The sequence below is a fragment of the Pseudonocardia sp. DxW genome (assembly GCF_058448985.1).
Genome location: NZ_JBZFLK010000015.1, coordinates 161,069 through 178,336, shown reverse-complemented (window position 1 = coordinate 178,336; position 17,268 = coordinate 161,069). Strand labels below are relative to the sequence as shown.

At 74.4% G+C, this 17,268-nt stretch carries 12 protein-coding genes; 3 read left to right on the top strand and 9 right to left on the bottom strand.

Annotation, left to right across the window (positions count from 1 at the left end):
* The first annotated feature begins 87 nt into the window (after positions 1 to 87).
* Positions 88 to 1,302 (top strand): oxygenase MpaB family protein, encoded by a 1,215-nt coding sequence (locus tag ACVJO7_RS23175; protein WP_491674611.1) that lies wholly within the window; start codon positions 88 to 90, stop codon positions 1,300 to 1,302.
* Between the two features lie 547 nt (positions 1,303 to 1,849).
* On the opposite strand, the gene ACVJO7_RS23170 is transcribed toward ACVJO7_RS23175, so the two are convergent.
* From ACVJO7_RS23170 to ACVJO7_RS23140, 7 genes are all read right to left on the bottom strand, one after another.
* Entirely contained in the window at positions 1,850 to 3,052 is a 1,203-nt protein-coding gene (locus ACVJO7_RS23170) for an acyl-CoA dehydrogenase family protein (protein ID WP_344024520.1), read from the bottom strand.
* Positions 3,053 to 3,143: 91 nt separating this feature from the next.
* Positions 3,144 to 3,545 (bottom strand): VOC family protein, encoded by a 402-nt coding sequence (locus tag ACVJO7_RS23165; RefSeq protein ID WP_491674610.1) that lies wholly within the window; start codon positions 3,543 to 3,545, stop codon positions 3,144 to 3,146.
* A 44-nt stretch (positions 3,546 to 3,589) separates the two neighbouring features.
* Complete coding sequence (gene hrpA, locus ACVJO7_RS23160; protein ID WP_491674609.1) at positions 3,590 to 7,372, bottom strand: ATP-dependent RNA helicase HrpA; 3,783 nt, start codon at positions 7,370 to 7,372, stop codon at positions 3,590 to 3,592.
* Positions 7,373 to 7,966: 594 nt separating this feature from the next.
* Positions 7,967 to 9,577: a GAF domain-containing sensor histidine kinase gene (locus tag ACVJO7_RS23155; RefSeq protein ID WP_491674608.1), complete on the bottom strand. Its 1,611-nt coding sequence runs from the start codon at positions 9,575 to 9,577 to the stop codon at positions 7,967 to 7,969.
* Positions 9,577 to 10,299: a response regulator transcription factor gene (locus ACVJO7_RS23150; protein WP_358486907.1), complete on the bottom strand. Its 723-nt coding sequence runs from the start codon at positions 10,297 to 10,299 to the stop codon at positions 9,577 to 9,579. Before ACVJO7_RS23150 ends, ACVJO7_RS23155 begins: the two co-directional genes overlap by 1 nt.
* 63 nt (positions 10,300 to 10,362) lie before the next feature.
* Positions 10,363 to 11,190, bottom strand: coding sequence for a serine hydrolase domain-containing protein (locus ACVJO7_RS23145; RefSeq protein WP_491674607.1), 828 nt, complete (start codon positions 11,188 to 11,190; stop codon positions 10,363 to 10,365).
* Between the two features lie 97 nt (positions 11,191 to 11,287).
* On the bottom strand, positions 11,288 to 11,968 hold the full coding sequence (locus tag ACVJO7_RS23140) for an SDR family oxidoreductase (protein ID WP_491674606.1): 681 nt from the start codon (positions 11,966 to 11,968) through the stop codon (positions 11,288 to 11,290).
* Between the two features lie 194 nt (positions 11,969 to 12,162).
* On the opposite strand from ACVJO7_RS23140, the gene ACVJO7_RS23135 reads away from it, so the two are divergent.
* Entirely contained in the window at positions 12,163 to 13,266 is a 1,104-nt protein-coding gene (locus ACVJO7_RS23135) for a DUF4190 domain-containing protein (RefSeq protein WP_491674605.1), read from the top strand.
* A 375-nt stretch (positions 13,267 to 13,641) separates the two neighbouring features.
* Positions 13,642 to 14,286 (top strand): VC0807 family protein, encoded by a 645-nt coding sequence (locus tag ACVJO7_RS23130; protein WP_491674604.1) that lies wholly within the window; start codon positions 13,642 to 13,644, stop codon positions 14,284 to 14,286.
* A 33-nt stretch (positions 14,287 to 14,319) separates the two neighbouring features.
* Here the strand turns inward: ACVJO7_RS23130 and ACVJO7_RS23125 are convergent, their stop codons facing one another.
* On the bottom strand, positions 14,320 to 15,519 hold the full coding sequence (locus tag ACVJO7_RS23125) for an MFS transporter (protein ID WP_491674603.1): 1,200 nt from the start codon (positions 15,517 to 15,519) through the stop codon (positions 14,320 to 14,322).
* A gap of 47 nt (positions 15,520 to 15,566) precedes the next feature.
* Complete coding sequence (locus ACVJO7_RS23120) at positions 15,567 to 17,201, bottom strand: acyl--CoA ligase family protein (protein ID WP_491674602.1); 1,635 nt, start codon at positions 17,199 to 17,201, stop codon at positions 15,567 to 15,569.
* Positions 17,202 to 17,268: the final 67 nt, after the last annotated feature.

The window sequence follows — 17,268 nt, the reverse complement described above, 5'->3', positions numbered from 1 at the left end:
GCTCCCGCCGCCGCCCGCCGCGACCGGTCACGCCGGGCCCCGGTACGCGCGTTGAACGCGAGCACTTGCTCGTGTCAGCATGCGTCCATGGTGGCAGAGGCGTCGATCAGCCCGGTGTACCCCCGCCGTTTCCGCAGCTCACCGGAACGCAACGCGCGGATCGCCCGGCCGCTCGCGCTGGTCGCCGGGGTCCGCGAGCCCGATCCCGCGCTGCTCGACGAGCTCGGCCGCCGGATGCTGCTCCGCGACGAGACCGGCGCCGCGCTGGCCCGCGCGATGGGGCGGGACCGCGCCGATCCCGAGCGGGTGACCATGCGCGCGTTCCACCGGGCGCTGGAAGCCGGTGGACCGGACGACGACGCGCCGCCGGCGTTGCGGGAGTTCTTCGCCGCCGTCACCCCCGAGCCGGACTGGGTCGATCCCGACCTGGTCGAACGCGGCGGGCGCGCCTACCGGCGGCTCGGCCGCAGCCGGGACGACGTGCTGCTCGGGCTGTCGCTGATCGGCGGCTACCGCTACGGCGGCCCCACCGAGCTGCTCGTCCGCACCGGCGGCCTGACCGGCGCCGGAGCGATGCGCCGGCTCGGCGAGACCCAGGCGTGGGGATTCGCGGTGAGCCGGCCCGGCGGGATGGCCCGCGGCGGCGAGGGCTGGCGGGCGACACTGCACGTCCGGGCCATGCACGCGCTCGTGGCGGACCGCTTCGAGCGGGGCGACCGCTGGGACAGCGCCGAGCACGGGCTGCCGATCAACCGGTCCGACCTGGCGGCCACCCTCGGGCTGTTCAACAGCACCGCGATCCTCGGCTGCCGGCTGCTCGGCAGGCACGTCCCCCGGGCCGACGCCGCCGCGATCATGCACCTCTGGCGCTACATCGGGTGGCTGATGGGTGTCGACGACGACTGGTTGTTCGCCACCGAGCGGGACCAGAACGCGTTCAACCACCACGTGCTGCTGGCCCAGGGTGACGTGACGCCGAACGGCGCCCGGCTGACCGGTGCGCTGGTCGAGGGCCTCCGTGACGAGCGGCCCGGCCTGCGCGGACGCTGGGAGCGGCGCCGGTTGCTGTCCCTGCTGCGACTGTTCCTGGGCGCCGAGGGGATGCGGGACCTCGGGCTGCCGGTGTCGCTGCCCTGGATCGTGCCGGCGCAGGTGCTGCGCAACCTCGTCGAGTCGGTGGTCGTCACGCGGACCGGGCGTGGGCGGCGGTGGTTGGCGGAGCGGTCGGACCGGCGGGTCCGGGCGGACCTCGCGCTGCGTTTCGGGGGTGAGCGCCCGGGGCCGCGGGAGCTGCCGGGCTGAGCGCGGGGCGGTTCGGGCCGGTCGGGTCGCTGCGCTGCGCCGGGGCCGGGCCGCGTCTGGTCGGGCCGCACGAGCCGAGCCGCTCCGAGCCGCACCGTGTCGCGCCGCACCGTGTCGCGCCGCACCGAGCCGCGCCGCACCCGCACCGCGCGCCGACCCGCGCCGTGTCGGGGCCGGGCCGCGCCACCCTGCCCGTGTCGCCCTGCCGCGCGTCGCGCCGCCCGATGCCGCGCACCGCCTGGCGCGGCGGCGTGTCGCGCGACGCAGTTCGGAGTCCCGCGGCGCTCCACGTCGCGCACCTTGCTTCGCCGAGATGCAGATCAGCGGGCCGGGGAGATCAACAATTCCCGCTGAGCTGCATCTCGGCGGGGCACGGGGTGCGGAAGGGGCGCGGAAAGGCCGGGGTGGGACGGGGCAGGGCAGGGCGAGGGGCGGAGGGGCGAGGTGCGGAGGGGCGGGGCGCGGAGAGGCCGGGGTGGGACAGGGCAGGGGAGGGCGAGCTGCGGAGGGGCGGGGTGCGGAGGAGCGGGGCGGGGCGGGGCGGGCGTCAGGCGAAGGCGCCGATGCCGGTGATGTCCCGCCCGACGATCAGTGTCTGGATCGTCTCGGTGCCCTCGAAGGTGTGGATCGCCTCGATGTCCGCCCAGTGCCGGACGACGTGGTGCTCCAGCAGGATCCCGTTGCCGCCGAGCAGGTCGCGGGCCTCGGCGAGGATGGTGCGGGCGGTGCGGGTGTTGTGCATCTTGGCCAGCCCGGCGACGGTCGGGGAGAGTTTCCCGGCCTCGGCGAGCCGGGCCGTCTGCATGCAGTACAGCTGCATCCCGGTGAGGTCGGCGAGCATCCGGACGAGGCGCTGCTGCACGATCTGGAACCCGGCGAGCGGCTTGCCGAACTGCTCGCGTTCCTTCGCGTAGCGCAGCGCGGCGTCGTAGCCGGCGGTGGCGTGCCCGAGCGCCATCCAGGCGCAGGTGCTGCGGGTGGTGGCGAGCACGGCGGCGCAGTCGGCGAAGGTGCGGGCCCCGGCCAGCCGGTTCTCGTCGGGCACCCGGACGCCGTCGAGGGTGATGTCGGCCTGCCACAGCGCGCGCAGCGACACCTTGCCGGGGATGACGGTCGCCGAGTAGCCCTCGGCCGGGGTCTCGACGACGAAGCCGAGCACGTTGCCGGAGTCGGTGTCCCGGGCCCAGACGATCACCAGGTCGGCGACGGTGCCGTTGCCGATCCAGCGCTTGGTGCCGCGCAGCACCCAGCCGTCGCCGTCCCGGGTGGCGGTGGTCGCCAGGGCGACCGAGTCCGATCCGTGCTCCGGTTCGGTCAGCGCGAACGCGCCGAGCTTGTCCATCGTCGACATCGACGGCAGCCAGCGCTGTTGCTGCTCCTCGGAGCCGCACATCGCGATCGCCTTCATCGCCAGCCCGGCGTGCACGCCGAGGAAGGTGCCCAGTGAGCCGTCGCCGCGGTGCAGCTCCATGTGCACCAGGCCGAGCGCGAGCGGGCTCATCCCGGCGGCGCCGTAGCCGGTGATGTCCTCGCCGACGATCCCCAGCTCGGGCAGCCTGCGGAACAGGTGCCAGGGCAGCTCGGCGCGCTCCCAGTAGTCGTTGATGTCGTGCAGCACCTCGGTGTCGACGAACCTGCGGGTGTCGGCGAACCGCTGCCACTGCTCGTCGGTGAACTGGTCGCGCACCGAGAAGAAGTCGGTCCCCAGTGCCTCGCCGAGCTCGGTGTACGGGGTGGTCGGTGCGGACATGGTGCGCGGCCCCCTCGCCGTCGGAGTCGGCATCGATCCTCACACCGCCGCCGCGGGCCCGCTCGGTGACGCGCCGGGCCGCCCGCCCCGATCAGGCCTTCACGAGGCAGAACGGATGGCCGATCGGATCGAGGAAGACCCGGAAGCTGTCCGGTGCGGGCTGGACCTCGTGCCGGCGCGCCCCGATCGCGAGCACGGCCGCCTCGCCCGCGTCGAGATCGGGAACGTCGAAGTCGGCATGACCGCGCTGCGGGCGCTCCTGGCCCGGCCACTCCGGCGGGCTGAACCCGCCCTCGGCGATCTGCTGGAACGCCAGGGTGGGTCCGGCGCCGCCGGAGTCGAGCTCGATCCAGTCGGCGTCGGTCTGCTCGGCGATCGGCCAGCCCGTCAGTCGTGAGTAGAACTTGGCCAGCTCGAGCGGATCGGGGCAGTCGAGGGCGAACAGTGCGAACCTGGCGATCGGCGGGCCGGTGCCCGCGGGACTGGTGCTCATACCGGGCAGTGTGCCGCCGACCCCCGACAGAATCCGCCGGATTCTCAGGCCGGCGGGGGCAGCTCGTCGATCGCGCGCTCGACCCGCTGCACGGAGACCGGGTAGCGGGTCCGCATCGGGTGCGCGTACAGCGACACCCGCAGCTCCTCGATCATCCAGCCGATCTCGCGCAGCCGCGGCGAGGGCTCGGTGCCCGCGGGCAGGGCGGCGAGCAGACCCCGGTACTCGGCCTCGACCGGCGCCAGCTCCGCGGTCCACCGGGCGTCCCGGCCGGGATCGGCGCGCAGCTTCTCCAGCCGCAGCTCCAGGGCCTGCAGGTACCGCTTGACGTCACCGAGCCGGACGGCCCCGGCGTCGGTGACGAAGCCGGGCCGGACCAGCCGGTCCATGATCGCGGTCGCGTCGGCGACCCCGTCCCGGGTGGCCGGGCCGCGCAGGTCGGTGAGCGCCGCACCCACCCGGTGCCAGACCTCCAGGACGCCGCGGACGGCGTCGAGCACCTGCAGGGTCGTCGCGGGCAGCCGCATCCGCAGCAGCTCGGTGAGCCGGAGGTACTGCGCCTCGTCGAACGGGTCGCCGCCGCCCCGGCCGATCAGGTGATCGGCGGCGGCCGTGGTGCAGTCGTCGAGCAGCGCGTCGAGCGAGCCGTGCGGGTTGCGGGACAGCGCGAGCCGCGCCCGGTTGTCCAGCCCGCGCTGCACCTGGCGACCCGGGTTCGGGGTGGCGAGCAGCAGCAGCCGGCGCACCCCGCGGTGGTGCGCGGGATCGCGTTCGGCGGCGCTGGCGTAGACCCGGACCTCGGCGGTGGTGCCGCGGTCGCGCAGCCCCGGATAGCCGGTGACGACGTGCGCGCCGCGCCGGATCGGCAGCTCCCGGGGCAGCTCGCCGATCGTCCAGGAGGTCAGCCCGGTCGCCTCGATCCCGGTGCCCGCCGCCGCCAGCTCCGCGCGTACTTTCGGCGCCAGCTCGCGCCGCAGCCGGTCCAGGTCGGTGCCGCGGGCCAGCTCGACGTCGTTCTCGTCAAGAATCCGGAAAGTGACGGTGAGGTGGTCCGGGAGCCGTTCCAGCTCCCAGTCGTCCCGCCGGATCTCGACGTTGCGCATCCGGCCCAGCTCGCGCTCCAGGCCGTCGAGCAGCGGTTCGTCGGTGTGTCCGCGCAGCCGGCCGAGCACGGCGCGGGCATGGTCGGGTGCCGGGGAGAAGTTGCGGCGCAGGTTCCGCGGCAGGGTCCGGATGAGCGCGGTGACCAGCTCCTCCCGCAGCCCGGGGACCTGCCAGGTGAACGGCGTCGGGTCGACCTGGTGCAGCGCCGCCACCGGGACGTCGACGGTCACGCCGTCGGTGTGGTGACCCGGCTCGAACGCGTACGACAGCGGCAGCGACAGCCCGCCCGCGGTCACGTGGTCGGGGTACTGCCCGCGATCGACCTCGCGCGCGGCCTCGGTGGCGAGCAGGTCCTCGGAGTAGTCGAGCAGGCCGGGGCTGCGCTGCGACTCCTCGGACCACCAGCGGTCGAAGTGCTTGCCGGACACCACCGAGGCGGGCACTCGCTCGTCGTAGAACGCGAACAGGGTGTCCTCGTCGACCACCAGGTCGCGGCGGCGGGCGCGGTGCTCGAGCTCCTCGGCGTCGTCGAGCAGCTCGCGGTTGGCGTGGAAGAAGCCGTGCCGGGTCTCCCAGTCGCCCTCGACGAGGGCGTGCCGGAGGAACAGGTCGCGGCTCACCTCGGGATCCACCCGCCCGTAGGCGACGGTCCGGTCGGCGACCAGCGGCAGCCCGTGCAGCGTGACCCGCTCGGTCGCCACGGCGCTGCCCCGCTTGCGTGACCAGCGCGGTTCCGAATATGTCTTCTTGACGAGATGTCCGGCGAGCGGCTCGACCCACTCCGGCTTCACCGGTGCGACGGTGCGCGCCCACAGCCGGGTCGTCTCGACGAGCTCGGCGGCCATCACCCAGCGCGGCGGCTTCTTCGCGAGTCCGGAGCCGGGCCAGATCGCGAACTTCGTGCCGCGCGCGCCGAGGTAGTCCTTCGGGCCCTTGCGGTCCTTCTTGGCGGCGGCCCTGCCGGTCCCGGACTTCTCGGCGAGCGGGTCCTGCATGCCGACCTGGGACAGCAGCCCGGCCAGCAGCGACTGGTGGATGACGTCGGCGCGTCCGGTCCAGTCGGGATCGGAGTCGGCGCGGTCCATCCCGGCGCTGCGGGCGGCCCGGCGGAGCTGGTCGTGCAGGTCCCACCACTCGCGCACCCGCAGGTAGTGCAGGAAGTCCTCGCGCAGCTCGCGGCGGAACCGGCTGCCCGACAGCGCGTCGCGTCGTTCCCCGAGGTGGTCCCAGAGCCGCAGGAAGGCGAGGAAGTCCGAGCCGTCGACGGCGAACCGGCGGTGCTTGTCGTCGGCGGCCTGCCGCTGCTCGGTGGGCCGCTCCCGCGGGTCCTGCACGGACAGCGCCGCGGCGATGACGAGCACCTCGCGCAGGCAGCCGTTGCGGTGCGCCTCGACCAGCATCCGGCCCAGCCGCGGATCGACCGGCAGCCGGGTCAGCGAGTGTCCGACCGCGGTCAGCGAGCGCCGGTCGGGCCGCAGCGCGCCGAGCTCGTGCAGTAGGTCCAGGCCGTCGGCGACGGCGCGCCGGTCCGGCGGCTCGACGAACGGGAACTCGGAGATCTCGCCCAGGTCCAGCGCGATCATCTGCAGCACGACCGACGCCAGGTTGGTGCGCAGGATCTCCGGCTCGGTGAACTCGGGGCGGGCGTCGAAGTCGTCGGAGGAGTACAGCCGGATCGCGATGCCGTCGCTGGTCCGGCCGCAGCGGCCGGACCGCTGGTTCGCCGACGCCTGGGAGATCTTCTCGATCGGCAGCCGCTGCACCTTGAGCCGGCGCGAGTAGCGGGAGATGCGCGCGGTCCCGGTGTCGACGACGTAGCGGACACCCGGGACGGTCAGCGACGTCTCGGCGACGTTGGTGGCGAGCACCACCCGGTTGCCGGTGTGCGGCTGCCAGACCCGCTGCTGCTCGGCCGTCGACAGCCGGGCATAGAGCGGCAGGATCTCGGTGCCCGGCAGGTTGCGCCGTTCCAGGGCCTCGGCCGCATCGCGGATCTCGCGCTCACCGGAGAGGAAGACCAGCACGTCGCCCGGGCCCTCACGCTGCAGCTCGACGACCGCGTCGCCGATCGCGTCGTCCAGCTGCCGGTCGGGATCGGCGTCCGGGTCGTCCGGGTCGACGACGGGGCGGTAGCGCACCTCGACCGGGTAGGTGCGGCCGGAGACCTCGACGATCGGCGCGGGCTCCTGCTCACCGCCGAAGTGCCGGGCGAACCGCTCCGGGTCGATCGTCGCCGAGGTGATGATCACCTTGAGGTCCGGCCTGCGGGGCAGCAGCCGGGTCAGGTAACCGAGGATGAAGTCGATGTTGAGGCTGCGCTCGTGCGCCTCGTCGATGATCAGCGTGTCGTACCGGCGGAGGTCCTTGTCGCCGGCCAGCTCGGCCAGCAGGATGCCGTCGGTCATCAGCTTGACCATGGTGTCGTCGCCGACCTGGTCGGTGAACCGGACCTTCCAGCCGACCGTGCTGCCGAGCTCGACGCCCAGCTCCTCGGCGATCCGGGCGGCCACCGTGCGCGCGGCGAGCCGGCGCGGCTGGGTGTGGCCGATCATGCCGTGCACCCCGCGGCCGAGCTCCAGGCAGATCTTCGGGAGCTGTGTCGTCTTCCCGGAGCCGGTCTCGCCGGCCACGATCACGACCTGGTTGTCCCGGATGGCCTCGGCGATGTCCGCGCGCCGCGCGGACACCGGCAGCGTCGCGGGATAGCTGACGGGCGGCGCCACACGTGGGTGGTCGCCGCGGTCGGGACCGCCGCGACCACCCACGTGGGTGGGGCCGGGCGCCGTGACGGCAGCGCTCCGGCCCCGTGGCCCGCGGCGGCGCGGTCGGCGCTGCTGCTCACGGGCCGGACGGCCGCGCGCGGCGCCCTCCGTCCCGGGGGCGGCCTGCGCTGCGGCCTCGTCATCGATCGTCAGGTTGCTGATGTCGGTCTTCCGGTCCGCGGAGTCCCGGCGGGGACGGCGCGGACGCGGGGGCCTTCCGCTCCCGCGTGCGGGACGGTCGTCGGCGGACGGGGCGGGTTCGCTGGACATCGTTCACTCAGTGTGCCTGCTCGCCCGGGACCGGGCGGACGCCGACCATGGTGATCGGGCTCGCAGCGGGGAGCAATCGGATTTCGGAGGGATGGATGAGGTGTCCGAACCGGACGCCGGTCGCCTCGCGGCGAGTGGCGCACCGCGGCTCCTGCCGGACGGTATTCCGCGGCGGCTGTTATCCATTGCGGCCCGGGGACTCGTGTCGCCCGGCTCGGACGATCGTTCCAACGGGCGGGGCCGCCGGTTCATTCCCGGGGGTGCCGGCACTCCGGGCGGCAGCGCTCAGGGCCGATCGGCGGTCGGCCGCGCCGGGGCGGGCAGTGTGACCATCGCGGTCGTCCCGGTGCCGACCACCGAGTCGAGGGTGAGCGAGCCGCCCATCGCCTCGACCAGGCCGCGGGCCAGCGGCAGGCCGAGCCCGACCCCCTCGTCGCCGGGCTCGTCGCGGTCCAGCCGGTCGAACGCGACGAACAGCCGGTCGGCGGTGCCGTCCGGGATGCCGCGACCGGAGTCCGCGACGACGAGCCGGACCGTCGTCCCGGACGTCACCGTGACCGACACCTGGCCACCGGGCCGGTTGTAGCGGATGCCGTTCCCGACGAGGTTGATCAGCACCTGGCGCAGCCGCCGGGGATCGGCCCGGGCCGTCACCGGGCCGCGGCCGTCGTGCTGCAGGGTCACGCCGCGCTCGGCGGCCATCGGCCGCAGCAGGTCCAGCACCTCGTCGGCGAGCGGCCGCAGATCGAGATCGACCGGATGGGTGGGCAGCGCGCCCGCCTCGATCCGCGCGACGTCGAGGACGTCGTCGACCAGCGACAGGATGTGCGTGGTCGCCCCGGAGATGTGTTCGAGCGCCGCGGCGCGGCGCTCCACCGGCAGATCGAGGGTGCCGAGCAGCTCGGCGAACCCGGAGATCGCCTGCAGCGGGGTGCGCAGCTCGTGGCCGAGGGCGGCGACGAACCGGGACTTGGCGTGGCTCGCCGCCTCGGCGGCGGCGCGGGCCACCTCGGCCTCGTGCCGGGCCTGCCGCTCGCGCAGCGCCGCGCGCCGCTGGGTCAGGTCGAGCACGGCGACCGACAGCTGCACCGGCCGGCCGTCCGGGCCGCGGATCTCCGACGCCGTGACCGCCAGCTCCAGCTCCGTGCCGTCCGGCCGGTGCGCCCTGGCCTCACCGCCGGGTACCGGGACCAGGACGTCGTCGACGGTCTCGCCGCGCACGTCGCGGCCCAGCAGCTCGGTCAGCGCCCGGTTGGCCTCGGTGACGGTGCCGTCGGGTGCGGCCAGGGCCATCCCGGTGGCGTTGTCGGCGAACGCCCGCCGGAACCGCTCCTCGCTCTCGGTGAGCGCGCCGTACAGCCCGGCGTGCTCGATCGCGACCGACGCGAGATGGGTGAGCCGCCCGACCAGGCGTTCCTCGCGGGCGGACGGCCGGTGCGTCCGGTCGCGGTAGACGGCGAACGTGCCGAGCACCCCGCCCCGTCCGGTGATCGGGGACGACCAGCAGGACCGCAGGCCGTACGGGACGGCGAGCTCGCGGTACCCGCGCCAGCGCGGGTCGGTGCCGATGTCCTCGGCGACGACCGGGCTGCCCAGGTAGGCGGCGGCCCCGCAGGAGCCCGCGTCGGCGCCGATCGCCATCCCGTCGATCCGCGAGGAGTACTCGGGGGGCAGCGAGGGGGCGGCGCCGTGCCGCAGCCGGGTGCGGGCCTCGTCGAGCAGCAGCACCGAGCACCGGGCGCCGGGGACGAGCGATTCCAGCGCGGTCGTGATGCCGCCGAGCACCTCGGGCAGCGCGGTGCCCGCCGCGATCTGCTCCAGCAGCTCGGTCTGCCGCTGCAGCAGCGCGACCGTGTCGGCGTGGTCGAGATCGAAGGCGGCGTCGGTGACGGTCATCAGCTCTCCAGCCGGTAACCGACGCCGCGGACCGTACGCAGGATCCGGTCCCCGCCGGGGAGCTTGTGCCGCAACCGGTGCACGTGCTCGGTCACGGTGGCCTCGCTGCGCCAGTCGGGCGCCGCGTCCCACACCTGCTCCAGCAGCTGGGCACGGCTGAACACCTGCCGCGGGTGCCGGGCGAGGAACGCCAGGAGATCGAACTCGCGGGCGGTCAGCTCCACCGGGTCGCCGTCGACGGTGACCTCGCGGGTCGGCTCGTCGACCCGCAGCCCGCCCGCCCGGGCCGCCGCGCCGCCGGGCCGCACCGGCGCGGAGCGGCGCAGCACCGAGCGCACCCGCGCCGCGAGCTCGCCGGGGGAGAACGGCTTGACCAGGTAGTCGTCGGCGCCGAGATCGAGGCCGACGATCCGGTCGGTCTCGCCGCTGCGCCCGGACAGCACGATCACCGGGAGCGCGGCGCCGCCGGTGGTGGCGTCGTCGCGGCGGACCCGGCGCAGCACGTCCAGACCGCCGACGCCGGGCAGCGACAGGTCCAGGACGACGAGATCCGGCCGGGCGGAGGCGATCCGGTCGAGCGCGGCGGCGCCGTCCGGCGCGGTGACGACGGCGAACCCGTCCGCCTCCAGCTGCCAGCTGACCAGGGTGCGGACCCGCTCGTCGTCGTCGACGACGAGCACGGTCGACGAGGCCACCGCCGCACCCGCCGACCACGCCGTCATCCGGCGATCGTCCCGCGCGGGCTGTGACCTGCGCAACCGGCCCGGACGGCCGGTTGCGTGCGGTCAGGACCGGTGCGCGGCGAGGACGCCGTCGGTCCAGACCGGCCAGGCGTCCACGGCCCACTCGCCGAAGTCGCGATCGGTGAGGGCGACGGCGGCGAGGCCGGCGTCCGGGTCCACCCACAGGAAGGCGCCGGACTGTCCGAAGTGGCCGAACGTGCGGGGCGAGGACGTGGTGCCGGTCCAGTGCGGGGACTTCCCGTCCCGGATCTCGAAGCCGTGCCCCCAGTCGTTCGGCTTCTGCCTGCCGTAGCCGGGCAGCAGCCCGTCCAGACCCGGATACGCGACGGTCGTCGCCTCGGCGACGGTGCGCGGGTCCAGCAGCCGGGGCGCCTGCAGCTCCGCGGCGAACCGGGACAGGTCGCGCGCGGTGGAGACGGCCCCGGCCCCGGCCGCGCCCTCCAGCCGGGTCCCGCTCAGCTCGAGCGGCTCGCAGACGGCCTGGTGCAGGTAGTCGGCGAACCCGATGCCGGTCGCCCCGGCCACGGCGTCCGCGAGCACGGCGAACCCGGTGTTCGAGTAGATCCGGCGCTCGCCGGGGGCGGCCTGCACCCGGTCGGTGTCGAAGGCCAGTCCGGAGGTGTGCGCGATCAGGTGCCGGACGGTGGAGCCCTCGGGGCCCGCCGGGTCGTCCCAGTCGAGGGCGCCCTCCTCGACGGCGACCAGCACGGCGTAGGCGGACAGCGGCTTGGTCACCGAGGCGAGCGCGAACTCGCGGTCGGTGTCGCCCGCGTCGGCGAGCACGCTGCCGTCCGCGGCGACGACGGAGGCGGCGGCGTGGTCGACCGGCCAGTCGAGGATCCGGCGCACCGCCGGGCCGAGTCCGGTCACGACGGGGGGAGCGGTCGGGTGGCCATGCGCCCATCCTCGCAGCCGGATCCGGCGCGTGCCGTCGTGCCCGCCGGACACCGGCCGGTGCCGTGCCGGATCAGGAGTCGCCGTGGACCGGGATCAGGGCGCCGGAGACCGGGGCGGCGTCCGGGCCGGCGAGGAACGCGATCACCCGGGCGATCGCGGCCGGGGTGGCCGCGCGGGCGACCGCGTCGTCGCTCATCCACTGCCGGTTGGCCGGGGTGTCGATCACCGACGGCAGTACCGCGTTGACCCGGATCCGCTGCGACCGCAGCTCGTCGGCGAGCAGCTCGGTGAGCCGGTGCACGGCGGCCTTGCTGGTCCCGTGCACCAGCTGGGCCGGTCCGGTGGCGCCGGCCTTCGCGCCGACGGTGACGATCGCGCCGCCGCCCGCGTCGGCGATCCGCGGGGCCGCGGCCTGCGCCGCCCAGACCACCGAGGCGTAGTTGGTGTCGAACAGCCCGTGCAGGGTGTCCGGGTCGGCGTCGGCGAGGCCGCCCGCGGCGTAGCCGCCGGCCACCGCGACCAGCGTGCCGATGGTGCCGGGGAACTCGTCGATCCGGGCGAACGCCTCGCCGACGGCGCCGCGGTCGGTGAGATCGACGCCGATCGGATGGATGCCGTCGGCGGCGATCCGGTCCAGGGCGGCCCCCGGACGGCCCAGCGCGGCGACTCGGTGCCCGCGGGACCGGAACTCCTCGACGACGGCGCGGCCCAGTGCCCCGGCGGCGCCGGTGACGACAACGGTGTGGCTCATCCGGGAATCGTGGCACCCGGTGGCCGGACGGGCACGGTCCGGCGGCGATGCGACCGTCCGGCGTCCGTTGCACGCTGCCACCCAGCAGCGTGTGGTCGCCCGATCGGGTGATCAGAGCCCGAACTGGTCGTCAACTTTGTTGAGACGGACGGGTTCGGTGACACGGCCGCCGGAAGTCGCTCGACAGGCATGGCGTGACCACCTCGCAGAACCCCTCCGGCGCCCCGGGCCAGTCCGGCCCGCCGCAGCAGGACCCCCGCCACGCCGCCCAGGGCCGGTACCCGCAGCAGCAGTACGGTCCGGACCCGCGACAGACCGGACCGCAGCAGTGGGCCGGACACCAGCAGGGCCCGCAGTACGGCCCGCCCGGACAGCCCGGACAGCCCGGACAGCCCGGACAGCCCGGCCAGTACTACGACGGCCACCCGCAGGTCCCGTTCGGCGGCCCGCCGTTCGGCAGCACCCGCCCCGGCGCCCCGATCCCGCCGGCCGGGACCGAGGCGTGGCCGACGGCCGCCCAGCGCTCCGCCGTCCCCCAGCAGCGGGGCGGACCCGCCCCGCGGGTCCCGGTCGAGCCGCCGCGCAACGGCTTCGGCACCACCGCGCTGGTGCTCGGCATCCTCGGGCTGCTGTTCTCGCTGATCCCGTTCGTCGGGGTGATCGCCTGGCCGCTGGTGATCCTGGGCCTGGTCTTCGGCGTGCTGGGGATCGTGCGGGTGAGCCGCGGGAAGGCGAACAACCGGGGCGTCGCGATCAGCGGGACCGTGCTGTCGGCGCTGGGGCTGCTGGTGTGCATCCTCTACGCCTCGGCCTTCGCGTCGGTAGCGTCGGACATCTCGACGGCCGCCCCGGCCGCACCGGTGCCCGCGTCCGGCGAGCCGGCCACGGACAGCTCCGGGGCGTTCCCCGGCGCGACGGCGAACGACGTCGTCGGCAATGCCGGCGACACCCTGACGGTCGGTGACCTGCAGATCTCGGCGAGCGCGCTGCAGCCGGGTGATTCGACGCTCGGGCAGACGCTCTGCACGGACGTCACCTACACCAACGCCGGGACGACGCCCGGCAGCTTCAACGGCGGCTTCGACTGGAAGCTGCAGGACCCGAACGGCGCGGCCCTGATGACGTCGCTGCTGGGAGCCGACCGGGTGCTGTCCGCCGGTGACCTCGCCCCGGGCGGCACGACCAGCGGAACGGTCTGCTTCGACCACGCCAACGGGGACGCGGGACAGTTCGTGCTGCTCTTCGACCCGATGAACTTCTCCTCCGAGCGCGGCGCCTGGCTGAACCAGGTCGGCTGACCGCCCCCACGCGCGCCGATCCGCGCGCAGCGGTGCCGCCCGACCGGCGGCACCCGGTGGTCACGCACGAGCGCGGCCCGGTGCACGACGAGGCCCTCCCCGGACGTCCGGGGAGGGCCTCGGTCGTCCTCGACCGGCCCGGGGCAGCGCTGGACGGATGGGCACACGTGCGGGAGCGACACCCCACGATCAGACCTATCGAAAGTGACATGTCAATATTGACAGGTCATACGCGACAGGTGATGCTCGTCCGCATGGTGACCACCGACCGTCCGGCCGACCTTCGGGCCACCTCGCCCCGGACCTCGACGACATGACCGCCCACGATCAGTCGGTCACCGGAGCGGTGCCGCCCGACACGGGTGGACCGACGTGGTGAACGTCGCGGACGACCCGCCCACCACCGACCGCGCAGGCACGCCCGGGTCGCTGGTCATGCTGCGCGGGTTGCTGCTCGACGTCGGGCTCCCGGTGGCCGGCTACTACGTGCTGCACCTGCTCGGTGCCGGCGACTGGATCGCGCTGCTCGTCGCGTCCGGGCTCGCGGCCACGAGGGTGGCCTGGTCCGCGATGCGCAGTCGCACCCTCAACGCGTTCGCCCTGATCATGCTGCTGGTGTGCGGCGTCGGCTTCGTGCTGGCGCTGTCCACCGGGGACCCACGCACGCTGCTGCTGCGCACGTCGTTCATCACCGCCGTGGTGGGCCTGGTGTTCCTGGTGACCGCGGCCCGCGGGCGCCGCCCACTCACCCTGGCTGCGATGCAGAGCTTCGCCCCCGCACATGCCGCGCAGGCCGCCCACGAGTACGCGACCAGCCCGGCGGCCCGCCGCGGCCACCGGGTCCTGTCCACGGTCTGGGGCGTCGGCCTGCTGATCGAGGCACTCGCCCGGATACCGCTGGTCTATCTGCTCCCGATCCCGGTCGCGGTCGGGCTCACCGAGGCGCTCACCGTGACCGTGGTGGTGGGGATAGCGGGATGGAACGCCTGGTACGGCCGCCGCCTGTGCAGCGACGGGTGACCGCGGCCCGGGGGCGGCACACGAGGTCGGGGCTCACGCCCGGCCGGCGGCGCGGCGGGCGTGCGACAGCAGCATCTGCCGTCCGACGAGCATCAGCACTGCCGACACCAGCATCACGCCGGCGTTGACCGACCAGGCGACCGGGAAGCCCTCGTGGGTGGCGAGCCAGCCGAACAGGATCGGGCCGGCGAAGCCGCCGGCGTACACGCCGAGCTGCACGATCGACGTCGCGGCAGCGGGCGCGGAGGGGTTCAGCCGGACCACCGCGAACTGCAGCAGCCCCGGCCAGGCCCAGCCGAGCCCGAAGGCCAGCACGACCCCGACGACCAGTGCCGGGGTGCCGGGCACGGCCAGCAGCACGAACCCGATCGCGCCCGCGGCGAGGCTGCCCGCGACGACGGCGACGTGCCCGCCGGCGCGCCGGTCGGCCAGCCAGCCGTGCAGCATCCGGACGGTGAGCCCGACGATGCTGCCCATCGTCAGCATCAGGCCGGCCAGGCCGGGATCGATGCCCCGGTCCACGGCGGAGGCGACCAGGAAGATGCCCAGCGCGGTCGCGGTCCCGGCGGCCAGGCCGGCCGCCACGCCGATCACGGCGAGCGCCCCGGTCGCCCGGTCGCCCTTCACCGGGCGGGCGGCGGGGGTGGCGTCGACGCGGGGGCAGGCGGCGAGCGCGGCCAGCGCGAGCACCGCGCCGATCGCGTACGCCCAGCGCCAGCCGATGGTGAGCGCGACGACGGGCACGGCGAGGCCGGCGAGCAGCGTCGCGGCCGGGATCGCCGCCTGCTTGACGCCGAACGACAGGCCCATCCGGTGCGCGGGCACCGTCCGGGCCAGCGTCAGGTTCGACGACAGCTGGCCCATCACGTTGCACCACGCGCCGCACAGCAGCAGTGCGACCAGCGACCAGTACGAGCGGGCGCCGACCGCCATCGCGGCCATCAGCACCGCAGCGCCGGCCACCGCGATCCGGCTGGTCACCCGGGAGCCGACCCGCTCGACGACCATCCCGACCGGCAGCGAGAACAGCGCGCTCACGCCGAAGTAGAGCGCGACCACCAGGCCGAGGCCGGCCGGGTCGAACCCGAGATCGGCGGAGAGCTGGACGGCCAGCGCGCCTGTGAGGAACACCGGCAGCACCGACACGGTCGTCACGGTGACCGCCCCGGCGGCCACCCGGAACGCGGACGGCCCGGCGGGGGCGGCCACCGGCGGCCTGCTCGCGACACTCACTTGAGCAATGCTAACCGATTGACCGTTCCGCCTCGAACGAACGTGACCTAACCCTGGATGCGGGAGGCATCGCCGCGCGCGGCCCACTCCTTCTCACGCAGCTCGAACTTCTGCACCTTGCCGGTCGAGGTCTTGGGCAGCTCGTCGACGATGTCGACGAGCTTGGGGGCCTTGTACCGGGCGATCCGCGACTTCACGTGCTCGATCAGCTCGGCGGGCTCGGCGGTCCGGCCCGGCTTGAGCACCGCGAACGCCTTGCAGACCTCGCCCCACTTCTCGTCCGGGATGCCGACCACCGCCGCCTCCAGCACCGCGTCGTGCGAGACGATCGCCTGCTCCACCTCGACGGTGGAGATGTTCTCGCCGCCGGAGATCACCACGTCCTTGGCGCGGTCGCGCAGCTCCACGTAGCCGTCCGGGTGCACCACACCCAGGTCCCCGGAGTGGAACCAGCCGCCCGCGAACGCTTCGGCCGTCTTCTCCGGGTCCAGGTAGTAGCCCTTCATGACGTTGTTGCCGCGCATCACGATCTCGCCCATCGTGGCGCCGTCGCGCGGGACGTCGTTCATCTGCTCGTCGACCACCCGGACCCGGTCCGCACAGACCATCCCGACCCCCTGCCGGGCCTGCAGCCGGGCGCGCTCCTCGCCGTCGAGCGCGTCCCACTCCCGCTGGTACTGGTTCACCGTGTAGGGCCCGTAGGTCTCGGTGAGGCCGTAGACGTGCACGATCCGGAAGCCCATCCGCTCCATCTGCAGGATCGTCGTCGGCGACGGCGGCGCACCCGCCGTCGTCACCACCAGCTGGTAGTCGAGGGTGACCGCCTCCGGCGAGTTCATGATCGTCGTGACGACCGTGGGCGCCCCGTTGAGGTGGGTCACGCCGTGCTCGGTGATCAGCCGCCAGATTGTGTCGCCGCGGACCTCGCGCAGGCAGATATGGGTGCCGCCGATCGCCGTCACCGCCCACGGCGTGCACCAGCCGTTGCAGTGGAACATAGGCAGCGTCCACAGGTACACGGTGTCCGCGGAGTGCGACGAGTGCACGATCTCGCCGAACGAGTTCAGGTACGCGCCGCGGTGGTGGTACTCGACGCCCTTGGGGTTGCCGGTCGTCCCGGACGTGTAGTTGATCGTGATGGTCGACCGCTCGTCGTCGACCGCCCACGGCAGCGGATCGTCCGAGCCGCGCGCGAGCAGGTCGGCGTAGGACAGGCCGGACCCGACGCCGTCGCCCGGCGCCGCCGGATCGGTCACCGTGACGATCTCGCGGACCGTCCGCAGCTCGCCGGCGACCGGGCGCACCGTCTCGTACAGCACGTTGTCGACGACCAGCACCGTCGCGCCCGAGTGGTCGAGGATGTAGCGGACCTCCTCGGTGGAGAGCCGCGTGTTGATCGCGACCAGGATCGCGCCGGCCAGCGGCACCGCGAAGTGCGCGACCAGCATCTCCGGCACGTTCGGCAGCAGGTACGCCACCCGGTCGCCCGGTCCGACGCCGGACGCGCGCAGCCCCTGCGCCACCCGCGTCGCCTCCGCCGCGAACTCGGCGTAGCTGTGCCTGCGATCGCCGTAGACGATCGCCGTCCGGTCGGCGAACACGTCCGCCGACCGGGCGAGGAAGGCGAGCGGGGTCAGCGGCGTCGTCCAGACGTCGGCGGTGGCGTTCTCCGGGTGCGTCACGGGCGGCTCCTTCGCAGGCGGTGCTCTGCTGCGATCCTCGCCGCCGAGCCCGGGCGCGGCAACTGCC